The organism is Planococcus ruber (assembly GCF_022819085.1).
GTDB classification, from domain to species: Bacteria; Bacillota; Bacilli; order Bacillales_A; family Planococcaceae; genus Planococcus; species Planococcus ruber.
Map to the genome: position 1 here is coordinate 88,867 of NZ_JALHAG010000009.1, position 19,690 is coordinate 108,556.

General features: G+C 47.0%; 22 protein-coding genes and 1 tRNA gene. 1 reads left to right on the plus strand and 22 read right to left on the minus strand.

The annotated features are described in order from the left end of the window. Window positions 1-3 precede the first annotated feature (3 nt). From MTR82_RS11645 to MTR82_RS11690, 10 genes are all read right to left on the minus strand, one after another. Window positions 4-750, minus strand: a complete 747-nt coding sequence (locus MTR82_RS11645; protein ID WP_246809211.1) for an alpha/beta hydrolase — start codon at window positions 748-750, stop codon at window positions 4-6. A gap of 337 nt (window positions 751-1,087) precedes the next feature. After that, complete coding sequence (gene secG / locus MTR82_RS11650) at window positions 1,088-1,315, minus strand: preprotein translocase subunit SecG (RefSeq protein ID WP_008429540.1); 228 nt, start codon at window positions 1,313-1,315, stop codon at window positions 1,088-1,090. A 98-nt stretch (window positions 1,316-1,413) separates the two neighbouring features. After that, on the minus strand, window positions 1,414-2,709 hold the full coding sequence (eno, locus tag MTR82_RS11655; protein ID WP_246809212.1) for a phosphopyruvate hydratase: 1,296 nt from the start codon (window positions 2,707-2,709) through the stop codon (window positions 1,414-1,416). Between the two features lie 20 nt (window positions 2,710-2,729). Next, a complete protein-coding gene (gene gpmI, locus MTR82_RS11660; protein WP_052652228.1) occupies window positions 2,730-4,262 on the minus strand; it encodes a 2,3-bisphosphoglycerate-independent phosphoglycerate mutase in 1,533 nt (510 codons plus the stop codon). Continuing rightward, window positions 4,255-5,016, minus strand: a complete 762-nt coding sequence (tpiA, locus tag MTR82_RS11665; protein ID WP_246809213.1) for a triose-phosphate isomerase — start codon at window positions 5,014-5,016, stop codon at window positions 4,255-4,257. Before tpiA ends, gpmI begins: the two co-directional genes overlap by 8 nt. 50 nt (window positions 5,017-5,066) lie before the next feature. Then, window positions 5,067-6,248 (minus strand): phosphoglycerate kinase, encoded by a 1,182-nt coding sequence (locus MTR82_RS11670; RefSeq protein WP_199876663.1) that lies wholly within the window; start codon window positions 6,246-6,248, stop codon window positions 5,067-5,069. 113 nt (window positions 6,249-6,361) lie between these two features. Then, the gene (gene gap, locus MTR82_RS11675) at window positions 6,362-7,366 is read right to left on the minus strand and encodes a type I glyceraldehyde-3-phosphate dehydrogenase (protein WP_052652231.1); all 1,005 of its coding nucleotides are present in this window, start codon (window positions 7,364-7,366) and stop codon (window positions 6,362-6,364) included. Next, window positions 7,367-8,410 carry a sugar-binding transcriptional regulator gene (locus MTR82_RS11680; protein ID WP_052652232.1) on the minus strand — a complete coding sequence of 348 codons (1,044 nt, stop codon included), beginning with the start codon at window positions 8,408-8,410 and terminating at the stop codon, window positions 7,367-7,369. Between the two features lie 108 nt (window positions 8,411-8,518). Beyond that, window positions 8,519-8,749, minus strand: coding sequence for a glutaredoxin family protein (locus tag MTR82_RS11685; RefSeq protein ID WP_052652233.1), 231 nt, complete (start codon window positions 8,747-8,749; stop codon window positions 8,519-8,521). 173 nt (window positions 8,750-8,922) lie between these two features. Then, window positions 8,923-8,994: transfer RNA gene (locus MTR82_RS11690), tRNA-Arg, on the minus strand. 173 nt (window positions 8,995-9,167) lie between these two features. On the opposite strand from MTR82_RS11690, the gene clpP reads away from it, so the two are divergent. Continuing rightward, on the plus strand, window positions 9,168-9,767 hold the full coding sequence (clpP, locus tag MTR82_RS11695; protein WP_052652234.1) for an ATP-dependent Clp endopeptidase proteolytic subunit ClpP: 600 nt from the start codon (window positions 9,168-9,170) through the stop codon (window positions 9,765-9,767). Window positions 9,768-9,815: 48 nt separating this feature from the next. Here clpP and MTR82_RS11700 read toward each other — a convergent pair whose 3' ends face one another. From MTR82_RS11700 to hisB, 12 genes are all read right to left on the minus strand, one after another. Then, a complete protein-coding gene (locus MTR82_RS11700) occupies window positions 9,816-10,073 on the minus strand; it encodes an HPr family phosphocarrier protein (protein WP_052652235.1) in 258 nt (85 codons plus the stop codon). A gap of 59 nt (window positions 10,074-10,132) precedes the next feature. Beyond that, window positions 10,133-11,083 (minus strand): DNA-binding protein WhiA, encoded by a 951-nt coding sequence (gene whiA / locus MTR82_RS11705; protein ID WP_052652236.1) that lies wholly within the window; start codon window positions 11,081-11,083, stop codon window positions 10,133-10,135. A 24-nt stretch (window positions 11,084-11,107) separates the two neighbouring features. Continuing rightward, window positions 11,108-12,103, minus strand: a complete 996-nt coding sequence (locus MTR82_RS11710) for a gluconeogenesis factor YvcK family protein (protein WP_246809214.1) — start codon at window positions 12,101-12,103, stop codon at window positions 11,108-11,110. Between the two features lie 4 nt (window positions 12,104-12,107). Then, complete coding sequence (gene rapZ, locus MTR82_RS11715) at window positions 12,108-12,989, minus strand: RNase adapter RapZ (protein WP_246809215.1); 882 nt, start codon at window positions 12,987-12,989, stop codon at window positions 12,108-12,110. Beyond that, entirely contained in the window at window positions 12,982-13,467 is a 486-nt protein-coding gene (locus MTR82_RS11720; RefSeq protein ID WP_246809336.1) for an NUDIX hydrolase, read from the minus strand. Before MTR82_RS11720 ends, rapZ begins: the two co-directional genes overlap by 8 nt. A 289-nt stretch (window positions 13,468-13,756) precedes the next feature. Continuing rightward, on the minus strand, window positions 13,757-14,710 hold the full coding sequence (trxB, locus tag MTR82_RS11725; protein WP_052652240.1) for a thioredoxin-disulfide reductase: 954 nt from the start codon (window positions 14,708-14,710) through the stop codon (window positions 13,757-13,759). Between the two features lie 67 nt (window positions 14,711-14,777). Beyond that, window positions 14,778-16,304, minus strand: coding sequence for a tetratricopeptide repeat protein (locus MTR82_RS11730; protein ID WP_246809216.1), 1,527 nt, complete (start codon window positions 16,302-16,304; stop codon window positions 14,778-14,780). 81 nt (window positions 16,305-16,385) lie between these two features. Then, entirely contained in the window at window positions 16,386-17,012 is a 627-nt protein-coding gene (gene hisIE / locus MTR82_RS11735) for a bifunctional phosphoribosyl-AMP cyclohydrolase/phosphoribosyl-ATP diphosphatase HisIE (RefSeq protein ID WP_246809218.1), read from the minus strand. Beyond that, entirely contained in the window at window positions 17,009-17,761 is a 753-nt protein-coding gene (gene hisF, locus MTR82_RS11740; protein WP_246809220.1) for an imidazole glycerol phosphate synthase subunit HisF, read from the minus strand. Before hisF ends, hisIE begins: the two co-directional genes overlap by 4 nt. Continuing rightward, window positions 17,755-18,483, minus strand: a complete 729-nt coding sequence (gene hisA, locus MTR82_RS11745; RefSeq protein ID WP_246809221.1) for a 1-(5-phosphoribosyl)-5-[(5-phosphoribosylamino)methylideneamino]imidazole-4-carboxamide isomerase — start codon at window positions 18,481-18,483, stop codon at window positions 17,755-17,757. The genes hisF and hisA overlap by 7 nt, the downstream gene beginning before the upstream one ends. Then, a complete protein-coding gene (gene hisH, locus MTR82_RS11750) occupies window positions 18,452-19,105 on the minus strand; it encodes an imidazole glycerol phosphate synthase subunit HisH (RefSeq protein ID WP_246809222.1) in 654 nt (217 codons plus the stop codon). Before hisH ends, hisA begins: the two co-directional genes overlap by 32 nt. Then, window positions 19,102-19,689, minus strand: a complete 588-nt coding sequence (gene hisB, locus MTR82_RS11755) for an imidazoleglycerol-phosphate dehydratase HisB (protein ID WP_407674782.1) — start codon at window positions 19,687-19,689, stop codon at window positions 19,102-19,104. Before hisB ends, hisH begins: the two co-directional genes overlap by 4 nt. Window position 19,690 lies beyond the last annotated feature (1 nt).

The window sequence follows — 19,690 nt, forward strand, 5'->3', positions numbered from 1 at the left end:
GCTTCACACACCCCAATCGAGTGTTTCGAGAAACGCTAAAATATCTTCGTGCAATTGTTCTTTTTCTTTATCGAGCGTGATGACGTGCCCGGATTCCTCATACCACTTTATCTTTTTCTCAAATGATTCTGCATTCTCGTAAATGACATTGGCAGAATCCGTATTGATGACATCGTCTAATCTGCCTTGGACGACAAATAGCGGTGCATAGACATGGTCCACATGTTCTTTCACATCCGCGATTAGTGCCTGCAGATCTGCTAAAGATTCCATCGGATGCTTTTTGAACTCTTCCATTTCTTCTTCGATAACTTCGTCGCTTTTTCCTTCATACTTCTTGTATTCCTGTGCATATTTTACAACGCCTTCATACATCAAGTCGGTTGTTTTCATATACATTGGCGCACACATCGTCACCAAACCCTTCACAGGGAATGTATACCCTAATTTCAGTGTGAATACGCCGCCAAGCGACAATCCAGCCACGGCAACTTCGGTATAGCCTTCATCCCGCAATTGGTGATAAGCTGCCTCGACATCTTTCCACCAATCTTCCGGCCCTGTCGGAATCAGCTTTTCCGGCTCTACACCATGCCCTGCGTAATGAGGCGCAATCGATGTATAATTATGCTTTTCCAAGAACCGGCCAAGCATCCGGACATCCGCCGAGTTCCCTGTAAATCCGTGCAACAACAAGACCGCTCTCGGCCCTGATTTAAAGAAAAATGGTTTTGGCTGCGAAATCCGCATAAAAATCCTCCATTCAATTTACGTATAACTTAAAATTTCATATTAAAATTTTTATCTTCACACCTAGATATGAAGCATAACAGCGAAGACTCCAGCGGGAAAGCGAGAAAGCCGAGACCCCGCAGGACGCAGTCCGAGGAGGCTTGGCGCTCGCCCGCAGGAAAGACATTGGCTGTAGCCCGCAAGGCCAAGTCTTTGCGACGAAGCTAGCGAAGCGATGCAGGAGCAAATCTTTTCAGCGCAGCTGTTTTGCGGAATATCGGAAGAAAAAATAAACTATCCTGCCCTAAAAGAAAACGCCTAACCAGTGTCATGGTCAGGCGATTTAATCTCTACATTAAACTTTTGTAACGGCGATAGCCAGAATAAAGAATAAGGCAGCCAGCACGATCGTTACTCGGTGCAAGACTAGGTCCAGCCCACGTGCTTTTTGCTTGCCGAAAAGTTGCTCTGCTCCACCGGAGATGGCTCCCGAAAGACCTGCACTTTTTCCTGATTGCAATAAAACGACAACGATTAATGCGAGCGATACGATGACAAGAAGCGTCATTAACAACGTATGCATAAATTCCACCTCCTGGACAAGAACTTTCACAACAAGACTAAGTTTACCAAAAACTTAGAACTATGACAATAGCATCGTTAAAAAGTCATGATTTGCATTTATTTTTTCAAGTTGTAGAAAGTTTTCACACCAAGGTATTGAGAAGTTTCGTTCAACTGATCTTCGATGCGCAGCAATTGGTTGTATTTCGCAACGCGGTCTGTGCGGGAAGGGGCACCCGTTTTGATTTGCCCAGCGTTTGTCGCTACCGCGATGTCCGCGATCGTAACGTCTTCGGATTCACCAGAACGGTGGCTGATGACTGCTGTGTAGCCTGCACGTTTCGCCATTTCGATAGCATCGAATGTCTCTGTCAACGTACCGATTTGGTTTACTTTGATCAAGATGGAGTTGCCGACGCCTTGCTCAATCCCTTGAGCCAATTTCTTCGTATTGGTTACGAATAAGTCGTCCCCTACTAATTGAACGCGATCGCCAATGCGTTCAGTCAATAATTTATGGCCTTCCCAGTCGTTTTCATCCAAACCGTCTTCGATTGAAACGATTGGGTATTTGTTTGAAAGCTCTTCGTACCAGTCAACCATTTCAGCAGAAGTTTTCACTGTGTTGTCGCCTGGCAAGTTGTAAACGCCTTTTTCTTTATCGTAGATTTCAGAAGACGCAACGTCCATGGCAAGCAAGACATCTTCGCCTGGTTTGTAGCCGGCTTTTTCGATCGCTTCCATAATTGTTTGAAGCGCTTCTTCGTTTGATCCTAAGTTCGGAGCAAATCCGCCTTCGTCCCCAACAGAAGTGTTGTAGCCTTTTTCTTTCAAGACGCTCTTCAAGTTATGGAAGATTTCAGCGCCCATGCGAACTGCGTGGCGGAAAGATTCAGCGCCTACTGGCATAACCATGAATTCCTGGATGTCGACGTTGTTATCTGCGTGCTCGCCGCCGTTCAAGATGTTCATCATTGGAACCGGCAATTGTTTTGCGTTAAAGCCGCCTAAGTATTGATAAAGCGGAAGGTCCAAGTAATCTGCAGCTGCATGAGCCACTGCCATTGAAACGCCAAGAATTGCGTTAGCGCCAAGACGGCCTTTGTTTTCAGTGCCATCTAATTCGATCAACGCTTTATCGATCGAAACTTGGTCAAGAACGGAGAAGTTGCCTTCTAGTTCATTCGCAATTTCGCTGTTTACGTGTTCAACTGCTTTAAGAACGCCTTTTCCAAGGTAGCGGCTCTTGTCACCATCGCGAAGTTCTACAGCTTCATATTCTCCTGTAGATGCTCCAGATGGAACGATTGCGCGGCCGAACGCGCCGCTTTCTGTGAATACTTCAACTTCGACTGTTGGGTTTCCTCGTGAATCCAAAATTTCGCGTGCAATAATGTCAGTAATGATTGGCATGTATAAACAGCTCCCTTAGTTTAGAATAGTGGTCTTCCTGTCATTTCTTTCGGTTGTTCGATGTTCAATAATTTGAGAACAGTTGGTGCTAAATCGGCCAGGATGCCGTCGTTTCGCAGCACTTCCCCTGGTTTAGTGACGATGACCGGCACTTGGTTTGTCGTATGCGCCGTCATCGGCAAGCCGTCGATTGTCACCACTTCGTCCGCGTTTCCGTGGTCCGCTGTGATGATGGCCGAACCGCCTTTTGCATGCAGCGCATCAATGATTTTGCCTAAGCATTCATCAACGGTTTCGATGGCTTTGATCGTTGGTTCAATCATCCCGCTATGGCCGACCATATCCGGATTAGCGAAGTTCAAGATAATCGCGTCGTGTGCATCCGCTTCGATTTGAGCGACCAATTTCTCTGTCACTTCATACGCGCTCATTTCCGGCTGCAGGTCATAAGTCGCCACTTTCGGTGAATCGACCAAAATCCGGTCTTCACCCGGGAAAACATTTTCGCGTCCGCCGCTCATGAAGAACGTAACGTGCGGATATTTCTCAGTTTCCGCAATGCGCAGCTGCGTCAAACCATTTGCCGAAATCACTTCGCCGATTGTATTCTCCAAGTTCACCGTTTCAAAAGCGATGCGCGTTGGCAGAAGGTCACTATAAGAAGTGAAAGATACAAAAGTCAGGTTCTTCGGATGATTGGCGCTTAACGGGAAGCTATTAAAATCTTCCGTAATCAATGCCGAAGTCAACTGGATCGCCCGGTCGGGACGGAAATTAAAGAAGATGATCGAATCATCCGAGTTGATCGTTGCAACCGGTTCGCCTTCCTCGACAATCGCATACGGCACAACGAATTCGTCCATGACGCCCTGGTCATACGATTCAACTAATCCTTCTGTTGCAGAAGATGCAGTCAGACCCACCCCGTCGACGATGACGCGGTAAGCTGTTTCTGCACGGTCCCAACGTTTGTCGCGGTCCATGGCATAATAGCGTCCACTGATGGATGCAAACCGGCCAATGCCAATTTCTGCCATTTTTTCTTCTGTTTTTTCAATATAGCCGAGCGCTGTTTGCGGGCCGACGTCACGGCCATCTAGGAAGCCGTGAACGTAGACTTCCGTCAAACCTTGCTGCTTCGCAAGTTCCAAAAGCGCAAACAAATGCTCATAGTGGCTATGGACACCGCCGTCTGACAATAAGCCCATCAAGTGAAGCGAAGTACCTTTCGCTTTTACATTGGCTACCGCTTCAAGAAACGCCGGGTTTTGGTAGAAGTCGCCATCACGGATTGATTTATGGATGCGGGTCAAGTTCTGATAAACGATGCGGCCTGCACCTATATTCAAATGCCCGACTTCCGAATTGCCCATTTGGCCATCCGGCAGGCCGACAGCCTCGCCAGATGCCGTTAAAAGATTATGTGGATAGGTTTCCCAGAGTTTATCAAAATTAGGTTTTTTCGCTTGCGCAACTGCATTGCCGAATGTTTCCTGGCGGCAGCCGAAGCCATCTAAAATGATAAGTGCCACTGGATTTTCTGTATTACGCATGCAATCCCGCCTCTAGTAATTTGACAAATGAATCTGCCTCTAAACTTGCACCGCCGACCAATGCGCCGTCGATGTGCTCCATGCCGAGCAATTCTTCGATATTCGCCGGTTTTACGCTGCCGCCGTATTGGATGCGGACTTGATCGGCCGCTTCCTGGCTGTAAAGACTCGCGATTTTTTTGCGGATTACGCCGCAAACTTCATTCGCATCTTCAGCAGTGGCTGTTTTTCCAGTTCCAATCGCCCAAATCGGCTCATAGGCAATGACCAATTGGTTGATCTGCTCTTCAGCCAACCCGGCAACGCCTGCTGCTACTTGGTTTTCTACGATCGAAGCGGTTGCGCCGCTTTCACGCTGCTCCAATGTTTCACCTACGCACATGATCGGCGTAATGCCATGCTCATATGCAGCTTTGACTTTTTTATTGACCGAAACGTCGCTTTCATTGAAATACTGGCGACGCTCCGAATGGCCAAGAATGACATAATTGATGCCGATATCTTTCAATTGGACCGGGCTGACTTCCCCAGTATAGGCGCCTTCTTTTGCATCATGCATCGTTTGGGCACCAATTTGAAGCGTGCTGCCTTCCGTAGCCTGCACTAATGGTTGAAGGAATAGGGAAGGTGCGCAGATGATCGAATCGACTTTATCTGCATCCGGTGCCAATCCTTTTACTTCTTCGATGAATTGTTTAGCTTCTGAAAACGTTTTGTACATTTTCCAGTTACCTGCAATAATCGGTTTTCTCAAAGAAATCCACTCCTCTTATCCGTTTTCTTAAACATTGTTAACTTTATTGTTTATTTGTCCGTCAGTGCACTGACTCCTGGAAGATCCTTGCCTTCCATGAATTCAAGAGAGGCACCGCCGCCTGTTGAGATATGGTCCATTTGATCGGCTACGTGGAATTGCTCTACTGCCGCTGCTGAATCGCCGCCGCCAATGATCGTGTAAGCATCCGTTTCAGCCATCGCCTGCGCTACCGATTTCGTGCCATTTTCGAAAGAACTCATTTCAAAAACGCCCATTGGCCCGTTCCAGATGACCAATTTCGAATTCTTGATGACGTCTGCATAAAGTTCCACTGTTTTCGGCCCGATATCCAGCCCCATCCAGTCGCTTGGAATTTCTTTTATGTCAGCCACTTTCGTTTCGCTGTCATTTGAAAATTCTTTTGTCGTGACTACGTCAACCGGAAGATACATTTTCACGCCTTTTTCTTCCGCTTTTTGGATGAAAGACAGTGCCAAATCGATTTTATCTTCTTCTAATAAAGAAGTTCCGATTTCATAGCCTTGCGCTTTCACAAATGTATACGATAAGCCGCCACCAATGATCAAGTTATCGACTTTATCCAACAAGTGGTCAATGACCCCGATTTTGTCTTTTACTTTTGCGCCGCCGATAATCGCTGTGAACGGGCGGTCCGGTTCAGACAAAGCTTTTCCTAGGACATCTAATTCTTTCTCTAAAAGCAAACCGGAAACTGCTGGAAGATGCTCGGCAATACCGGCAGTAGTTGCGTGCGCCCGGTGTGCTGCGCCAAATGCATCGTTTACGAAGACATCAGCCAAATCAGCAAAAGCTTTCGCTAATTCCGGATCATTTTTTTCTTCACCTGGATGGAAGCGGACATTCTCCAACAAGACGATATCGCCTTCTTCCATAGCCGCTATGGCCTGTTCCACGTTTTCCCCGATCGACTCATCGAGGCTCTTTACTTCTTTATGTAATAATTCAGCCAGCCTTGCACCGGCAGGAGCCAGTCTCAAGTCTTCGCTGACTTGGCCTTTTGGTCTGCCTAAATGGCTCGCCAGAATCACTTTTGCACCGTTCTCCACCAAATATTCGATGGTCGGCAATGCCGCACGGATGCGCGTGTCGTCGGTTACGTTTCCTTCAGCCATTGGCACGTTGAAATCTACTCGGCAAAATACACGTTTCCCCTTTAAGTCCACGTCTTTCATGGTCATCTTCTTCAACATGAAATTACCTCCCGTTCGTTTAAATAAAAAGAAGGGGTGGGGTAAATCCCCACCCCTTTTACCCTCTTTCATTATAGAGGTTCATCGGAAATTAAGCTATGATTTTGGGATTACAGCCCTGTTTTGTACATGTGCAACGCGATGTCGATGCATCGTGCAGAATAGCCTGATTCGTTGTCATACCATGCAAGAACTTTTACCATGTTGCCGCCAAGTTCCATTGTAGATAATAGGTCAACAGTAGATGAAGCTGTCACTCCGTTGTAGTCGCGTGAAACAAGCGGAAGTTCGCTGTAGCTCAAGAAAGCATTTTCGTCTTTGTCGATTGCTTCTTTCAACGCGTTGTTTACGTCTTCTACTGTTACGTCTGTGTTCAACTCAGCAACTAAGTCGATCAATGAAACGTTTGGTGTAGGAACGCGGATTGCCATTCCGTCCAGTTTGCCTTCAAGTTCTGGCAATACTTTTGTTACGGCAACTGCAGCGCCTGTAGTTGTCGGAATCATTGATTCTGCTGCAGAACGTGCACGGCGGTAGTCTTTATGCGGTGAATCCAACAGGATTTGGTCGTTTGTGTACGAGTGGATCGTTGTCATCATCGCTTTTTTGATGCCGAATTTATCGTTCAAGATTTTAGAAATTCCAGCAAGGCCGTTTGTTGTACAAGAAGCGTTTGAAATCACGTCGTCTTCTTGTGGGTTGTAGCTTTCATGGTTAACGCCCATTACGAGTGTCTTCATGTTTTTGCCTGGAGCTGAAACGATAACTTTTTTAGCCCCTGCTTGGATGTGTTTTTTCGCATCGTCAGCATTTGTAAAGAATCCAGTAGATTCGATGACGATATCGATGTTGTTTTCTGCCCATGGCAAGTTTGCAGGATCTTTTTCAGAGTAAACGTGGATTTTCTTGCCGTTTACGATCAAGTCATTGCCTTCAGATGAAATTTCCGCATCCAATGTGCCGTGGATTGAATCGTATTTAAGCAAGTGCGCCAACATTTTAGCATCTGTTAAATCGTTTACTGCGACAACTTCCACTTCTTCGTTTGCCAATGCTTGGCGGAATACAATACGTCCAATACGTCCAAATCCGTTAATCGCTAATTTTAAAGTCATTTAAAATTCCTCCTGTTTTGTAGTTAACTCAATTATTTTTCTTGCTGCACCTTCATCCGTAACAAGCACGGTCTGTCTCGGTGCAATGTTGAAATAAGAAAGAATCGCTTTCGCTTTTGATCGTCCTCCCGCTACAGCCAAAATGGCTTTCGCTTTTTGGACCTGTTCCATTTGGATTCCCGCAGTTCGGATGCGATAAACAACATTTCCTTCATTGTCGAAGTAATAGCCGAATGCTTCGCTGACCGCGCCGCCTTTGCGGATCATCTCGACTTCTTCCGGCGATGATTTCCGGTGAAGCGCAATTTCCTCGGCGTTGCCGATTCCATGCACGACGACGTCCGTCTCATCATACAAATCCATCATTTCTTTGATGACCGGTTCACGCATCATCATTTCGTAGGCTTCTGCGCTGAGATGGTCTGGCAAGTAAAGCGTTTTGACCGCTCCGCCTGTCTTCTCTGCAAAAAGTGATGCAATGGTGTTTGCCTGATGGAGCACATCTTCTCCGAGTCCGCCTCGCGCTGCAATAAATTGCAGCGACCGGTCCCGTTTGTCAGAAGAAATCTCTTTTGAGATAGCAGCCATCGTACTGCCGCCAGTCACGGCGATTTTTTTATGAAGTGGGAACTTCATTTCTAATAACCTTGCGGCCTCTTTACCGATTTTCGTTTTAACTGCTGGAATATCGTCGCTGTCCTGAGGCAAGATCAGCACTTGCGAAATCCCTAAAATGGCTTTCAGCTGCTTTTCCATATTGGATAAGCCGGACATTTCACGCATGAATTCTTTCAATGCCTCCAGCACTTCTATTCCTTGCGGCGATATCGCCATCCCGGCAGTTTTCGCTTCAATCAATTGCTGGCCACGCAGAAGATCCGTTTCTTTCCGGATGTCGCGTTCGGTCATTCCAGCAAGTTCACTCAGCGTACGCCTGCCAATCGGCTCTTCCATCTGGATCGTCTGAAGAATTTGATAACGTTTTGTTAGGAGGTCGGTCATTTCCGGCATGAGCTTTTTTTTCGCTTCCGTTAATGGATCCATTGATTCACTCCATTTCAAGTTGGACGGTTTTTGTCCCACTCAATATTTTTCTGTCCCACTAGTTACATTCTACCGAACGGCTTTCCAAAATGCAAATAAAAAGAAGCGTTAAAATTCTAACGCTTCGAGCAGTTCAACGTAGCCGATCCTTCCGTAGATGAGAATTTCTCCTTCTCTTTCAATAACCGGTATCATCAGCATATATTTTTCGTGCAGCTGTTCATCGCTTTCAATATCGACTTCCTGATACTCCAGCGGAAAATCTTCTTTGACCAGCTCCAACATCAATTTCGCTTCTTCGCATAGTTCACAATTTGAACGGGTATATAAAGTAAGCATTGCTTTCCCTCTTTCATTTTTATTTGCTAGTGACGCTATTATACTATTCACCCATAATATAATTAAGCAACTTGTCTGACGCGGAAATCCTTAGATTTGCCCGCTAGCTGTCTCTTCAGCCAAAAGAAAAAGCCGCCCGTTCCACTGAATAAAGTGGAACGAGCGGCTACGGATACCCTCGGAGGGAATCGAACCCCCATTTCAAGAACCGGAATCTTGCGTGTGATCCATTACACTACGAGGGCAAGTAGTCCTTAACGACTTTTCTATTATAACCATAACAAAAAAACATTTCAAGTTGATTTTTGCAATTCGTTAGATTTGACCTTCATTGACCATGATGTGTATGATATTAATACAGCTGAAATGATTTTTTCAGCATGGCTAGAAACTATCTATTATGAGGAGGAACTATCTTATGAACTTAATTCCTACAGTAATTGAACAAACAAGCAGAGGCGAACGTGCATATGACATTTACTCTCGCCTTTTGAAAGACCGCGTCATTATGTTGGGAAGCGGAATCGATGATAACGTGGCAAACTCAATCGTCGCTCAGCTGCTGTTCCTTGAAGCGGAAGATCCAGAAAAAGATATTTCCATCTACATCAACAGCCCGGGCGGAAGCATTACAGCTGGTATGGCGATCTACGATGTTATGCAATTCATCAAACCGGATGTCCAAACGGTTTGCATCGGGATGGCGGCTTCAATGGGCGCTTTCTTGCTTGCAGCTGGAACAAAAGGCAAACGCTATGCATTGCCGAATGCTGAAGTCATGATTCACCAGCCACTTGGCGGTGCTCAAGGCCAAGCAACTGAAATTGAAATCGCTGCAAAACGCATCTTGCACCTTCGCGAAAAATTGAACGAAATTTTAGCGGAGCGTACTGGACAGCCGCTTGAAGTGATTTCAAAAGACACTGACCGCGACAACTTCATGACTGCGGAACGTGCGCTTGAATACGGTCTCGTTGACCAAATCATCACGCGCAACAAAATGTTGGAAGAAAAATAAGTTTGAAACGAAAAAGCTTGCAGCCGAAATGGCTGCAAGCTTTTTTTATTATCCTTCTTGTTCAACAAGTCCGGCCAGTGAATCCACGGCATTTTGCTCATCGTTGCCATCAGCTGAAATTTTTACGGTCGTGCCTTTGCTGATTGCTAAACTCATGATGCCCATGATGCTTTTCGCATTTACTTTTTTATCATCTTTTTCAAGATATACATCTGAACTGTAGCGGTTTGCTTCCTGAACAAACAAAGCCGCTTGCCGTGCCTGCAAACCGGATTTCAATTGAACTTCCACTTGTTTTTCAACCATGCTGATCCTCCTCTAAAACTGACTAGACTCTTTAAAAATATATGAAAGAACGGACGGGGCTACCGGCCGATCATTTCTCCTTTTCTCAGCGATTCAGCAATTTCATCGATTTTGCGCAAACGGTGGTTGACGCCAGACTTGCTGACATTCCCCGTCGACACCATTTCCCCCAGTTCCTTCAAGGTAACATCCTGGTATTCAACGCGCAAGCGCGCAATTTCCCGGAGCCGCTCAGGCAGCTGGTCGATGCCGATCACATTGTCGATAAACCGGATATTTTCCACTTGCCGCAAAGCCGCATCGATGGTTTTATTCAGATTGGCGGTTTCGCAGTTGACCAGGCGATTGACGCTGTTTCGCATATCGCGGATGATCCGGACGTCTTCGAATTTCAGCAACGCTGAATGCGCGCCCGTCAGACTGAGAAAATCTGCAATCTTTTCCGCTTCTTTCAAATAAGTGATGAAGCCTTTTTTCCGTTCAATGGTTTTGCTGTTCAGTTGGAATTCGTTCATGAGTTCCACCAGAGAATCCGCATGGTCTTTATAAGACGAGTAGATTTCCAAATGGTAAGAAGAAGTTTCGGGATTGTTGACCGATCCTCCTGCTAGGAAAGCGCCTCTTAAATACGAACGTTTGCAGCAATTTTTCTCAATCAATTTTTTGTCGATATCGTGATGGAACTGGAAGCCTTCCGAAATGATCGCTAAATCTTCCAGAATCATTTTCGCGCCTTCGCGTAGACGGCAAATATAGACATTGTTCTTTTTCAACCGCATTTTTTTGCGGACGAGCAATTCGACCGAATAGACTTTGTAAAATCTTTTCAGCAATGTATAGATTCGGCGTGCAATCGCCGCGTTTTCCGTCTGGATATCCAGGCTCAATTGCCGATTCGAGAAAGACAATGTGCCATTCATCCGGATCAATGCGGATAATTCCGCCTTTCCACAGCAATCATCGACTTCGATTTGAGTCAGTTCTTTTTTTGTTTCCGATGCAAAAGACAAACCTAGTCCCCCCTCTTCAAAGCATTAGAAGTAAAGATGCTTTGAATCTTCTTTAGCAAGGCCACCGGCATATCCAAATAACCATTCTGCAACTTTCATCGGTTCATGGCGCACGGCCTCTCCAAAGATATTCGTGATTTCTTCTTTGTAGACTTCAAGTCCCATGTTCCGCAGATGTTCTTCGTCATATTCTACTGGCCAAGCCCGTTCTTTCTTATAGCGTTCCACTACCGACGGCGGAAATTGAATTTTTCCGACGAGGATAGCATCTAAAAAGTCTTCTCCTACATGGTCATACAAAGCTTGGACATGGTCGGAAGCTGTATAGTGGTAGGTTTCGCCTGCTTGCGTCATCAAATTGCAAATGTAGATCTTTTTCGCTTGTGATGCCATTAAGGCTTTTTTAATATCTTTTACCAATAAATTCGGCAAAATGCTGGTATAAAGAGAACCCGGCCCGATAACAATCACATCCGCTCGATTGATCGCGGCAATGGTGTCCGGCAAGGTTTTTACGTCATTAGGCTCTAAAAAAACCCGTTTAATGGGCTGCAGATAAGCAGGAATTTTGGATTCGCCGCTCACAATGGTGCCATCTTCGAATTCGGCATGAAGCGTGACCAACTGATTGGCAGCGGGCAATACCGTCCCATTGACATTCAGCACCCGGCTCATTTCCCGCACTGCGTGCGAGAAATCTCCTGTGATTTCAGTTAAAGCTGCGAGCATCAAATTCCCTAATGAATGCCCGTCCAAATCAAGCGATTGTTTAAAACGGTACTGAAACATTTCAGCAACGAGCGGCTCTGCATCCGACAAAGCCGCCATGACATTCCGGATGTCGCCTGGCGGCGGAATGTCCAAATCGTTGCGCAAGCGTCCTGAGCTTCCTCCGTCATCGGCTACCGTGACGATAGCCGTTAAATCAAGCGGAAATTTCTTTAATCCTCTTAACAAAGTGGAAAGCCCCGTGCCCCCACCTATAATGACAACACGCTTACGGCGTAAAGCACCTGTCATGTACTCAGCCCTTTCTTGTTTTGACATCACGATGCGTAATAATGGTTTTATTGCCTTCTGCCAGCAGTTTTCCGTAATATTCGGCAAATGTCACGGAGCGGTGCTGCCCGCCCGTACAGCCAAAAGCGATCACCAGCTGTGCTTTGCCTTCGTTTTTGTACTGGGGAATCATAAATTCAAACAGATCGGTCAGCTTTTCGATCAGGGTCTGCGTTTCAGTCCATTGGAGCACATAATCCGAGACCGGTGCATCCAGACCCGACATCGGTTTTAACTCTTCTATATAATAGGGGTTTGGCAGAAAACGGATATCGAAGACCAAGTCGGCATCAATCGGCATGCCGTGCTTGAATCCAAATGACATCACGTTCACGGTAAAAACATTGCTTGAAGTTGATGCAAAATCGCTGACAATTTTTTCTTTCAATTGCCGTGGGGTCATAGTGGAAGTATTGTAGATGTATTTCGCTCTTCCTTGAAGGTCCATCAGCATGTCGCGCTCTTTTTTGATCCCGCCGAGCACTAAGCCGCCCGGAGATAACGGATGTGAGCGTCTTGACTCTTTGTAGCGGCTGACAAGCGTCTGGTTGTCAGCATCCAAAAACAGCAAGGTCGTTGAAACTTTCGGCTCTTTCGAAATGTTGTCAATTGCATCGACCAGGCTATCGAAAAAGTCGCCTCCCCGAAGATCCATCACGGCCGCGACTCGCTTCATCGATTTTCCGGAATCTCTCATCAACTGGATGAACGTCAGCAATAATGCCGGCGGCAAATTGTCAATGGTGAAAAACCCAAGATCCTCAAAGCTCTGGATAGCGACCGTTTTTCCGGCTCCAGACATGCCGGTAATAATGATTAACTCTGTCTCTTCTACATGTTTATCCATTTTGGGGATTCTCCTCTTCGACCGATGTTTGTAAACTTTCCTTGATCAATTCAAAATCAGCTGTGTAATGGAAAGTCCCGTATTGCATACCTGGCTGGCTTACCGCAAACAGCAAGTTGCTGCGGTCTCCTTCTGCCATTGGTAAAAACGCCAAACTCTCGACCGGATGCCATTCCAGCAATCCTTCTCTCGTCTCTTCAAATAATTGGCCTTCTAAATCTCTCGCGATAAATGTATAAAGCATCCATTCATCGACGACTTGACCGTTTTCATAAATCATCATTGTATAAATGCCTTTTAAATGGGTGCCGATCGGTTTTGCTCCGGTTTCTTCCGTGAATTCCCGGATCCCCGCTTCATAAATCGACTCGCCTGATTCCATTTTCCCGCCCGGAGCGACATACCAATTGCGCCGAGGTTTTCTTAATAACAGTACTTGTCCATCACGGACTACTAATAAATTCGCAATTCTCTGCACATTCGACACTCCGTATCTTTTGTAAACTCTCTCCATTATACAACTATCCTGGCGTGTCATGCAAAGAAAGAAAAGCAGAAGCGCCTGGGTAGCCCCGACAAGCACCGTAAATCCAAAGCGCCCGGTTTATCCACAGCAGATGGATGCCAAACACAAAAAGAGGCCGCCTCCCGGAATTTCCGGAAAACGGCCTGTCAAATCACTTTATAAAAAGGGGGTCAATTTACTATCCTTACTATACCACCGCTTCATGTCAACGGTGTTACAAAAGCGTTAAGAACGCGTTAAATTAAGCTTTAATCCCTGTTTTTTCAAGCAATTCTTCAATGTAATGCTGAGCAGCCTGGGCAGCGATGCTTCCGTCGCCTGTAGCTGTCACCACTTGGCGAAGCATTTTCTCGCGTACGTCCCCTGCAGCGTAAATTCCTGGCACGGAAGTCTCCATTTTTTCGTTCGTTACGACATAGCCTTCGTCATTTAAAATGCCTAATTCAGCGAATGGCTTAGTCAATGGAAGCATACCGATATAGATGAATACGCCGTCTGCTTTAAATTCCTGCTCTTCTCCGTCTTTTGTTGACACCAGCGTCACGCTGCCGACTTTGCCATTTTCATCGTTGATTTCTTTCACCGTATGGCTCCAGATAAAATCAATTTTGTCATTGGCAAATGCGCGGTCCTGGAGGATCTTTTGAGCTCTTAGTTCATCGCGGCGGTGGACAATCGTCACTTTGTCAGCAAAGCGCGTCAAGTAGACGCCTTCTTCTACTGCAGAGTCTCCTCCACCCACTACGACCAGATTTTTCTGTTTAAAGAACGCCCCGTCACAAACCGCACAATAGCTGACTCCGCGTCCACCCAATTCGTTTTCGCCCGGGATGCCCATTTTTTTGTATTCGGCTCCGGTTGTAATGATGATTGCACGCGCTTTGTATTCTTTCGAGCCCGCTTTGATCGTTTTGTATTCTTCGCCGTCGATGATTTCTTTTACATCGCCATACGCATATTCTGCGCCAAATTTTTTCGCATGTTCGAACATTTTGTTGGAAAGATCCGGCCCCAAGATGTGGTCAAAGCCTGGATAGTTTTCAATTTCTTCGGTGTTGGCCATTTGTCCGCCTGGAATACCACGTTCAAGCATCAACGTTGAAAGGTTGGCTCTTGAAGTGTACACAGCAGCGGTCATGCCTGCTGGTCCGGCTCCGATAATAATCACGTCGTAAATGTTTGTTGTTTCAGTCATAATAGGCCCTCCTCGGTCTCAATAAGTAAATCGTATAAGATATTTTCTTTTCCAGCAAGGTTTTTGCCTAGGACTCAAAAATCGGCAGATATTGGATCAATTGATTTACGTATTTTGTTAAAGTCGCCGCGGATACTCCGAAATGCGCGGCAATTCCTTTTTTTGTAATGGCATGGTCTCGCGAGGATTTGACCATATAATCCACGGCCGCCGCAAGCGCCCGGGGGTTTTTAAATTCATACCCGCGATCAAACGCTCTTTCCACTAACATGAACCACATTTGGAATGCATAAGAGCCTTTCTCTGTGACCATGTTTTCTTCAGCGTACAGAATCTCCGTCGCTTCCATCGCCCGCAAAAATGCTTTTTCTTCCTGGATCGAGTCATTAAAGGAATGGCCCAGTGCATATCCGAGCAAATACGTTTCAAGGACCGTCGGCTGTTCTGCCTTCAGCCATTTCGGATGCGAAATGATTTCCTGTTTATGGGATGATTTTCCGAGTAAGAACAGACCGAATAGCCGTTCACTGCGATGCTCGTGGTCAAGCTTGTCGATCAAATAGTCGCGGTTATGCTCCAATGCATCTTCATGGGGCATTTTCTCATGTTCGTACCACGGTTCATAGCCGTCTTTGCCGGGATCCATTTTCGTTAGTTGCTTCCAGGCCTGTCTGGCGACCTCTTCATGGCCCGAATGGTAGGCTGCATGCGACAGCCAGAAATAAAAAGCCGGGTCTCCATCAAAGCCGCGTTTTTGAAGGCTTCTGAGCCAGCGATAAGCTTCTTTGTATTTGCCGACAAGCGCAAATGTAGCCCCTAATTTATAGCGGTGCTCAAAAACATAAGGCTGGATCTTTTTCAAAAGCGCCAAGACATCTTCAAGTTCTTCGTTCTTTTCGTAATAATGAAATACGGCCAGATTGCACAGCGCATGGAGATTGCCCGTATTGCGTCTTAACACATCATGCAATAGCGCTTTTGCCATCTCCGTTTCGCCGATATAGAAATAGGCCAAAGCCAGATTATTGTGGGCTCCCCAGAAATCGGGTTTTTCCTCAATCAGATTTTCAAGGAGGGTGACGGCCTTCGCAAAATCGCCTTGCTCCATGAGGCGCCGCGCTTTTTCCTGTTGATAGAAATCTTCGCTGTCCTGCGCTTCCCCTTCATCATCAAACAGCTGCCAGTCTTCCTGTTCCGCAAAATCGATGATTTCAAGCGCCTCGGCCACGTATTGCCCTTGAGGAACACTTTCCGTATATTTCTTGGCATAATTCCGCGCTTCCAGGAACATGCCCATATGCGCATGGACTTCTGCCAGGAAAAAGAGGGTTTCAGCTTGCAGCGGATCCAGCTCATGCGCTGTCCGCAGCGCTTCCATCGCCTGCTCAAATTCCTGCATCTCCATGAGGACGATGCCGAATTGCGTCCAGATGACCGCTGATTCAGGGCTTAATTCAGTTGCCCGCTGCAAGTATTTATGGGCTTTTGGATACTGCTCTTTCTGCAGCTCTTTTAAGCCTTTTTTGTAATAATATTCGCCTGTTGGAATAAACGACAGGACATTCTGATAGTTTTTCTGTTTTTTATTCTCCAAAATATGCCTCCGCAAAAGTAAAAGGAACGATAGTCATCGCTCCTTCACTTAAATATGCTGTCATTATAGCATATTTCCCTGTTATTTACTTGAAGTTTTTACTGCATGCCGCTCTTGCAGCACAGAAATCACCTGGTCCAAATCCACTTTTTGTTCTTGAAGCAAGACCAGTACGTGGTAGAACAAATCGGCCGTTTCCATAGATAATTCCTGTGGATCCCGGTTTTTAGCGGCAATGATGACTTCCGCTGCCTCTTCTCCGACTTTTTTGCAGATCTTATCGACGCCTTCGGTAAAGAGGTAGGTTGTATAAGCCCCTTCCGGCATTTCCTGCTCACGGTTCCGGATCAATTCGGTCAGTTCCTTGAACATATCCGCTTTCGACGGGTTTGGCGTTCCGGAAAGTGTTTCATTGAAGCAGCTGTTTTCTCCTGTGTGGCAGGCAGGCCCGTTCGGAATCACTTCGTAGATCAGCGCGTCGCCGTCGCAATCCAAGCGTACAGCGGTCACTTGCTGCGTATTGCCGCTCGTCGCCCCTTTGTTCCAAAGTTCCTTGCGGCTTCTCGAATACAGCCATGTTTCGCCAAGTTCGATGGTTTTGTTGACCGCTTCTTCATTGGCGTAAGCCAAGGTCAATACTTCTTTCGTTTCAGCGTTTTGAATAATCACGGGAATCAGCCCGTTTTCATCGTATTGGATTTTGCTCATCGGACATTCACTCCCTTAGTTTTTAAATAATCTTTTACTTCAGCGATGCTCGTTTCTTTGTAATGGAATATCGAAGCGGCGAGCGCCGCATCTGCGTCCACTTCTTCAAAGACTTCGGCAAAATGCTCGCGGTTTCCTGCACCGCCGCTCGCGATGACCGGCACTTCAACCGCTTCCCGGACCGCCTGAATCATGCTCAAATCAAATCCGTCTTTTTGTCCGTCCTTGTCCATGCTCGTAAGAAGCAATTCACCGGCGCCAAGTTCGACGCTTTGCTTCGCCCATTCGACGGCGTCCCATTCGGTTTTATTGCGTCCGCCGTGCGTATAGACGTCCCAGCTGTCGCCGTTTCTTTTCGCATCGATCGCAACTACGATGCACTGCGAACCGAAATAGTCGGCGCCTTCTTTGATCAATTCCGGACGGTCCAGCGCCGCCGTATTCAACGACACTTTATCCGCTCCGGCCCGCAGCATCCGCTTGATGTCTTCAAGCGTCCGGATGCCGCCGCCGACTGTGAACGGAATCGACAATTCGGTCGCGACGGTTTTTACAACTTCAACCATTGTCTCTTTCCCTTCGTGTGATGCGGAAATATCGAGAAACACCAATTCATCGGCGCCTTGCTTATCGTAGAAACGGGCAAGCTCCACGGGATCTCCGGCATCCCGGAGCGACACAAAACTGACGCCTTTGACAACACGTCCTTCTTTGACGTCGAGGCACGGAATAATGCGTTTCGTCAGCATGATAGCGCCTCCTCGAGCGTGAAGCGTTTTTCATACAATGCTTTTCCGATGATGACGCCGGCAATCGAACTGTCGGCCGCCGCCTGTTTAACGCTGCGGATATCTTCAAGCGTCCCGATGCCGCCCGAAACGATCACTTCCGCCTGATCAGCTGACACCAATTGTTTATTAGCCTCGATATTCGGGCCTTGCAGAGTACCGTCTGTAGCGATATCCGTGTAGATGAAATGCTTCGCGCCTTTGGAAGCGAAAAAGTTGGCGACATCCGTTGCCGATTGGCTCGACGTTTCAAGCCATCCTTCAGTCGCCGCCATGCCGTCTTTCGCATCAATGCCGATGACAATTTTCTCGGCTCCAAATTCTTCTATAAAGGAAACCGCAAGTTCCGGGTTGCGGATGGCAAGGCTGCCGATAATGACCCGGCTCACGCCGTTTGATAAATAATGTTCAATGTCTTCACGGGTACGGATGCCGCCGCCGATTTGGACCTTAACCGGCAATTTCGCCGCTTCGATCACGACTTGGTCGTTGATGCGGACTCCGTCTTTGGCGCCGTCCAAATCCACCATATGGATCCATTCCGCTCCTGATGCTGCGAATTGCTTCGCCATGTCCACCGGCGAATCGCCGTATACCGTTTCCTGGTCGTAATCCCCTTGGAAAAGGCGTACGCATTTGCCGCCGCGCAAATCAATGGCGGGGTAGATCTGAAACTTGCTCATCGAGATTCCTCCTGACATTTGCAATCCATTGCTCCAATAAATAATGGCCGAAATCACCTGATTTTTCCGGGTGGAACTGCATGCCGGTGATCAACCCGGAGCCGACCACTCCCGGCACCTGCACTTCCCCGTAGCTCACAGTTCCAAATACTTCCTGTTCGTCGGTATTGACCGCTAAAAACGAATGGACAAAATAGACGTGCGTGTCGACTTGCAGCTCATCAAGCCAATAAGGCATCCGCGAAAACTCCAAACGGTTCCATCCCATATGCGGGATGCGGTGCGTGCCTTTTTCAAAGCGGCGAATCTGGCCTTTCAGTAAGCCAAGGCCATTTGCCGGTTTTACTTCTGAACTGTCTTCATATAATAATTGCATGCCGAGGCAAATCCCGAGAAGCGGAATTTTCCGTTCCGGCAACGATCGGATAAACGAAGACAAGCCTTTTTCATTCAACAATTCCATCGCGTCCGGAAAAGCCCCGACGCCCGGAAGCAAAATCCCTTCCGCTTCCTTCAGAATCTCCGGATCATCCGAGAGAATCACCGTGCAATCCAATTTCTTCAGCGCTTGTTCCACACTGAAGAGATTGCCCATGCCGTAATCGATAATGCCGATGATCATGTCAACAGCCCCTTTGTCGAAGGCACGCCTTTCACCCGCGGGTCGATGCTTGTCGCTTCGTCGAGCGCACGCGCTAATGCTTTGAAAACCGCTTCGATGATGTGGTGTGTGTTTTTGCCGTAATGGATGATGACGTGGACGTTCATGCGGGATTCAAGCGCGAATTTCCACAGAAATTCCTGCACCAATTCGGTATCGAATGTGCCGACTTTGGCATTTGGAATTTCGCCTCTCAGTTCAAGGTGAGGGCGGTTGGAACAATCGATGACCACTTGGGCAAGTGCATCGTCCATCGGCACAAATGCGTTGCCGTAGCGGCGAATCCCTTTTTTATCACCCAGGGCTTCTTTCACTGCCTGGCCGAGCACAATGCCGATATCTTCCGTTGTGTGGTGATCGTCAATATGCGTATCGCCGTCCGCTTTAATCTCGCCGTCAAATAACCCGTGCTTGATGAACAGATCCAGCATATGGTCCATAAACGGGACGCCGGTTTCGATATCGGCCTTTCCTTCGCCATCCAGTGAAAAGGCAACCGCCACTTTCGTTTCATTCGTATCTCGTTTCAATTCCGCTTTTCTCATC

Bases quoted from the DNA above. Each gene is read 5' to 3' on its own strand.
- MTR82_RS11645 (WP_246809211.1), bottom strand. From the start codon at position 750: ATGCGGATTTCGCAGCCAAAACCATTTTTCTTTAAATCAGGGCCGAGA.
- secG (WP_008429540.1), bottom strand. From the start codon at position 1,315: ATGCATACGTTGTTAATGACGCTTCTTGTCATCGTATCGCTCGCATTA.
- eno (WP_246809212.1), bottom strand. From the start codon at position 2,709: ATGCCAATCATTACTGACATTATTGCACGCGAAATTTTGGATTCACGA.
- gpmI (WP_052652228.1), bottom strand. From the start codon at position 4,262: ATGCGTAATACAGAAAATCCAGTGGCACTTATCATTTTAGATGGCTTC.
- gap (WP_052652231.1), bottom strand. From the start codon at position 7,366: ATGACTTTAAAATTAGCGATTAACGGATTTGGACGTATTGGACGTATT.
- MTR82_RS11680 (WP_052652232.1), bottom strand. From the start codon at position 8,410: ATGGATCCATTAACGGAAGCGAAAAAAAAGCTCATGCCGGAAATGACC.
- MTR82_RS11685 (WP_052652233.1), bottom strand. From the start codon at position 8,749: ATGCTTACTTTATATACCCGTTCAAATTGTGAACTATGCGAAGAAGCG.
- clpP (WP_052652234.1), top strand. From the start codon at position 9,168: ATGAACTTAATTCCTACAGTAATTGAACAAACAAGCAGAGGCGAACGT.
- MTR82_RS11700 (WP_052652235.1), bottom strand. From the start codon at position 10,073: ATGGTTGAAAAACAAGTGGAAGTTCAATTGAAATCCGGTTTGCAGGCA.
- MTR82_RS11710 (WP_246809214.1), bottom strand. From the start codon at position 12,103: ATGACAGGTGCTTTACGCCGTAAGCGTGTTGTCATTATAGGTGGGGGC.
- rapZ (WP_246809215.1), bottom strand. From the start codon at position 12,989: ATGGATAAACATGTAGAAGAGACAGAGTTAATCATTATTACCGGCATG.
- trxB (WP_052652240.1), bottom strand. From the start codon at position 14,710: ATGACTGAAACAACAAACATTTACGACGTGATTATTATCGGAGCCGGA.
- hisIE (WP_246809218.1), bottom strand. From the start codon at position 17,012: ATGAGCAAAATCCAATACGATGAAAACGGGCTGATTCCCGTGATTATT.
- hisF (WP_246809220.1), bottom strand. From the start codon at position 17,761: ATGCTGACGAAACGCATTATTCCGTGCCTCGACGTCAAAGAAGGACGT.
- hisA (WP_246809221.1), bottom strand. From the start codon at position 18,483: ATGAGCAAGTTTCAGATCTACCCCGCCATTGATTTGCGCGGCGGCAAA.
- hisH (WP_246809222.1), bottom strand. From the start codon at position 19,105: ATGATCATCGGCATTATCGATTACGGCATGGGCAATCTCTTCAGTGTG.
- hisB (WP_407674782.1), bottom strand. From the start codon at position 19,689: ATGAGAAAAGCGGAATTGAAACGAGATACGAATGAAACGAAAGTGGCG.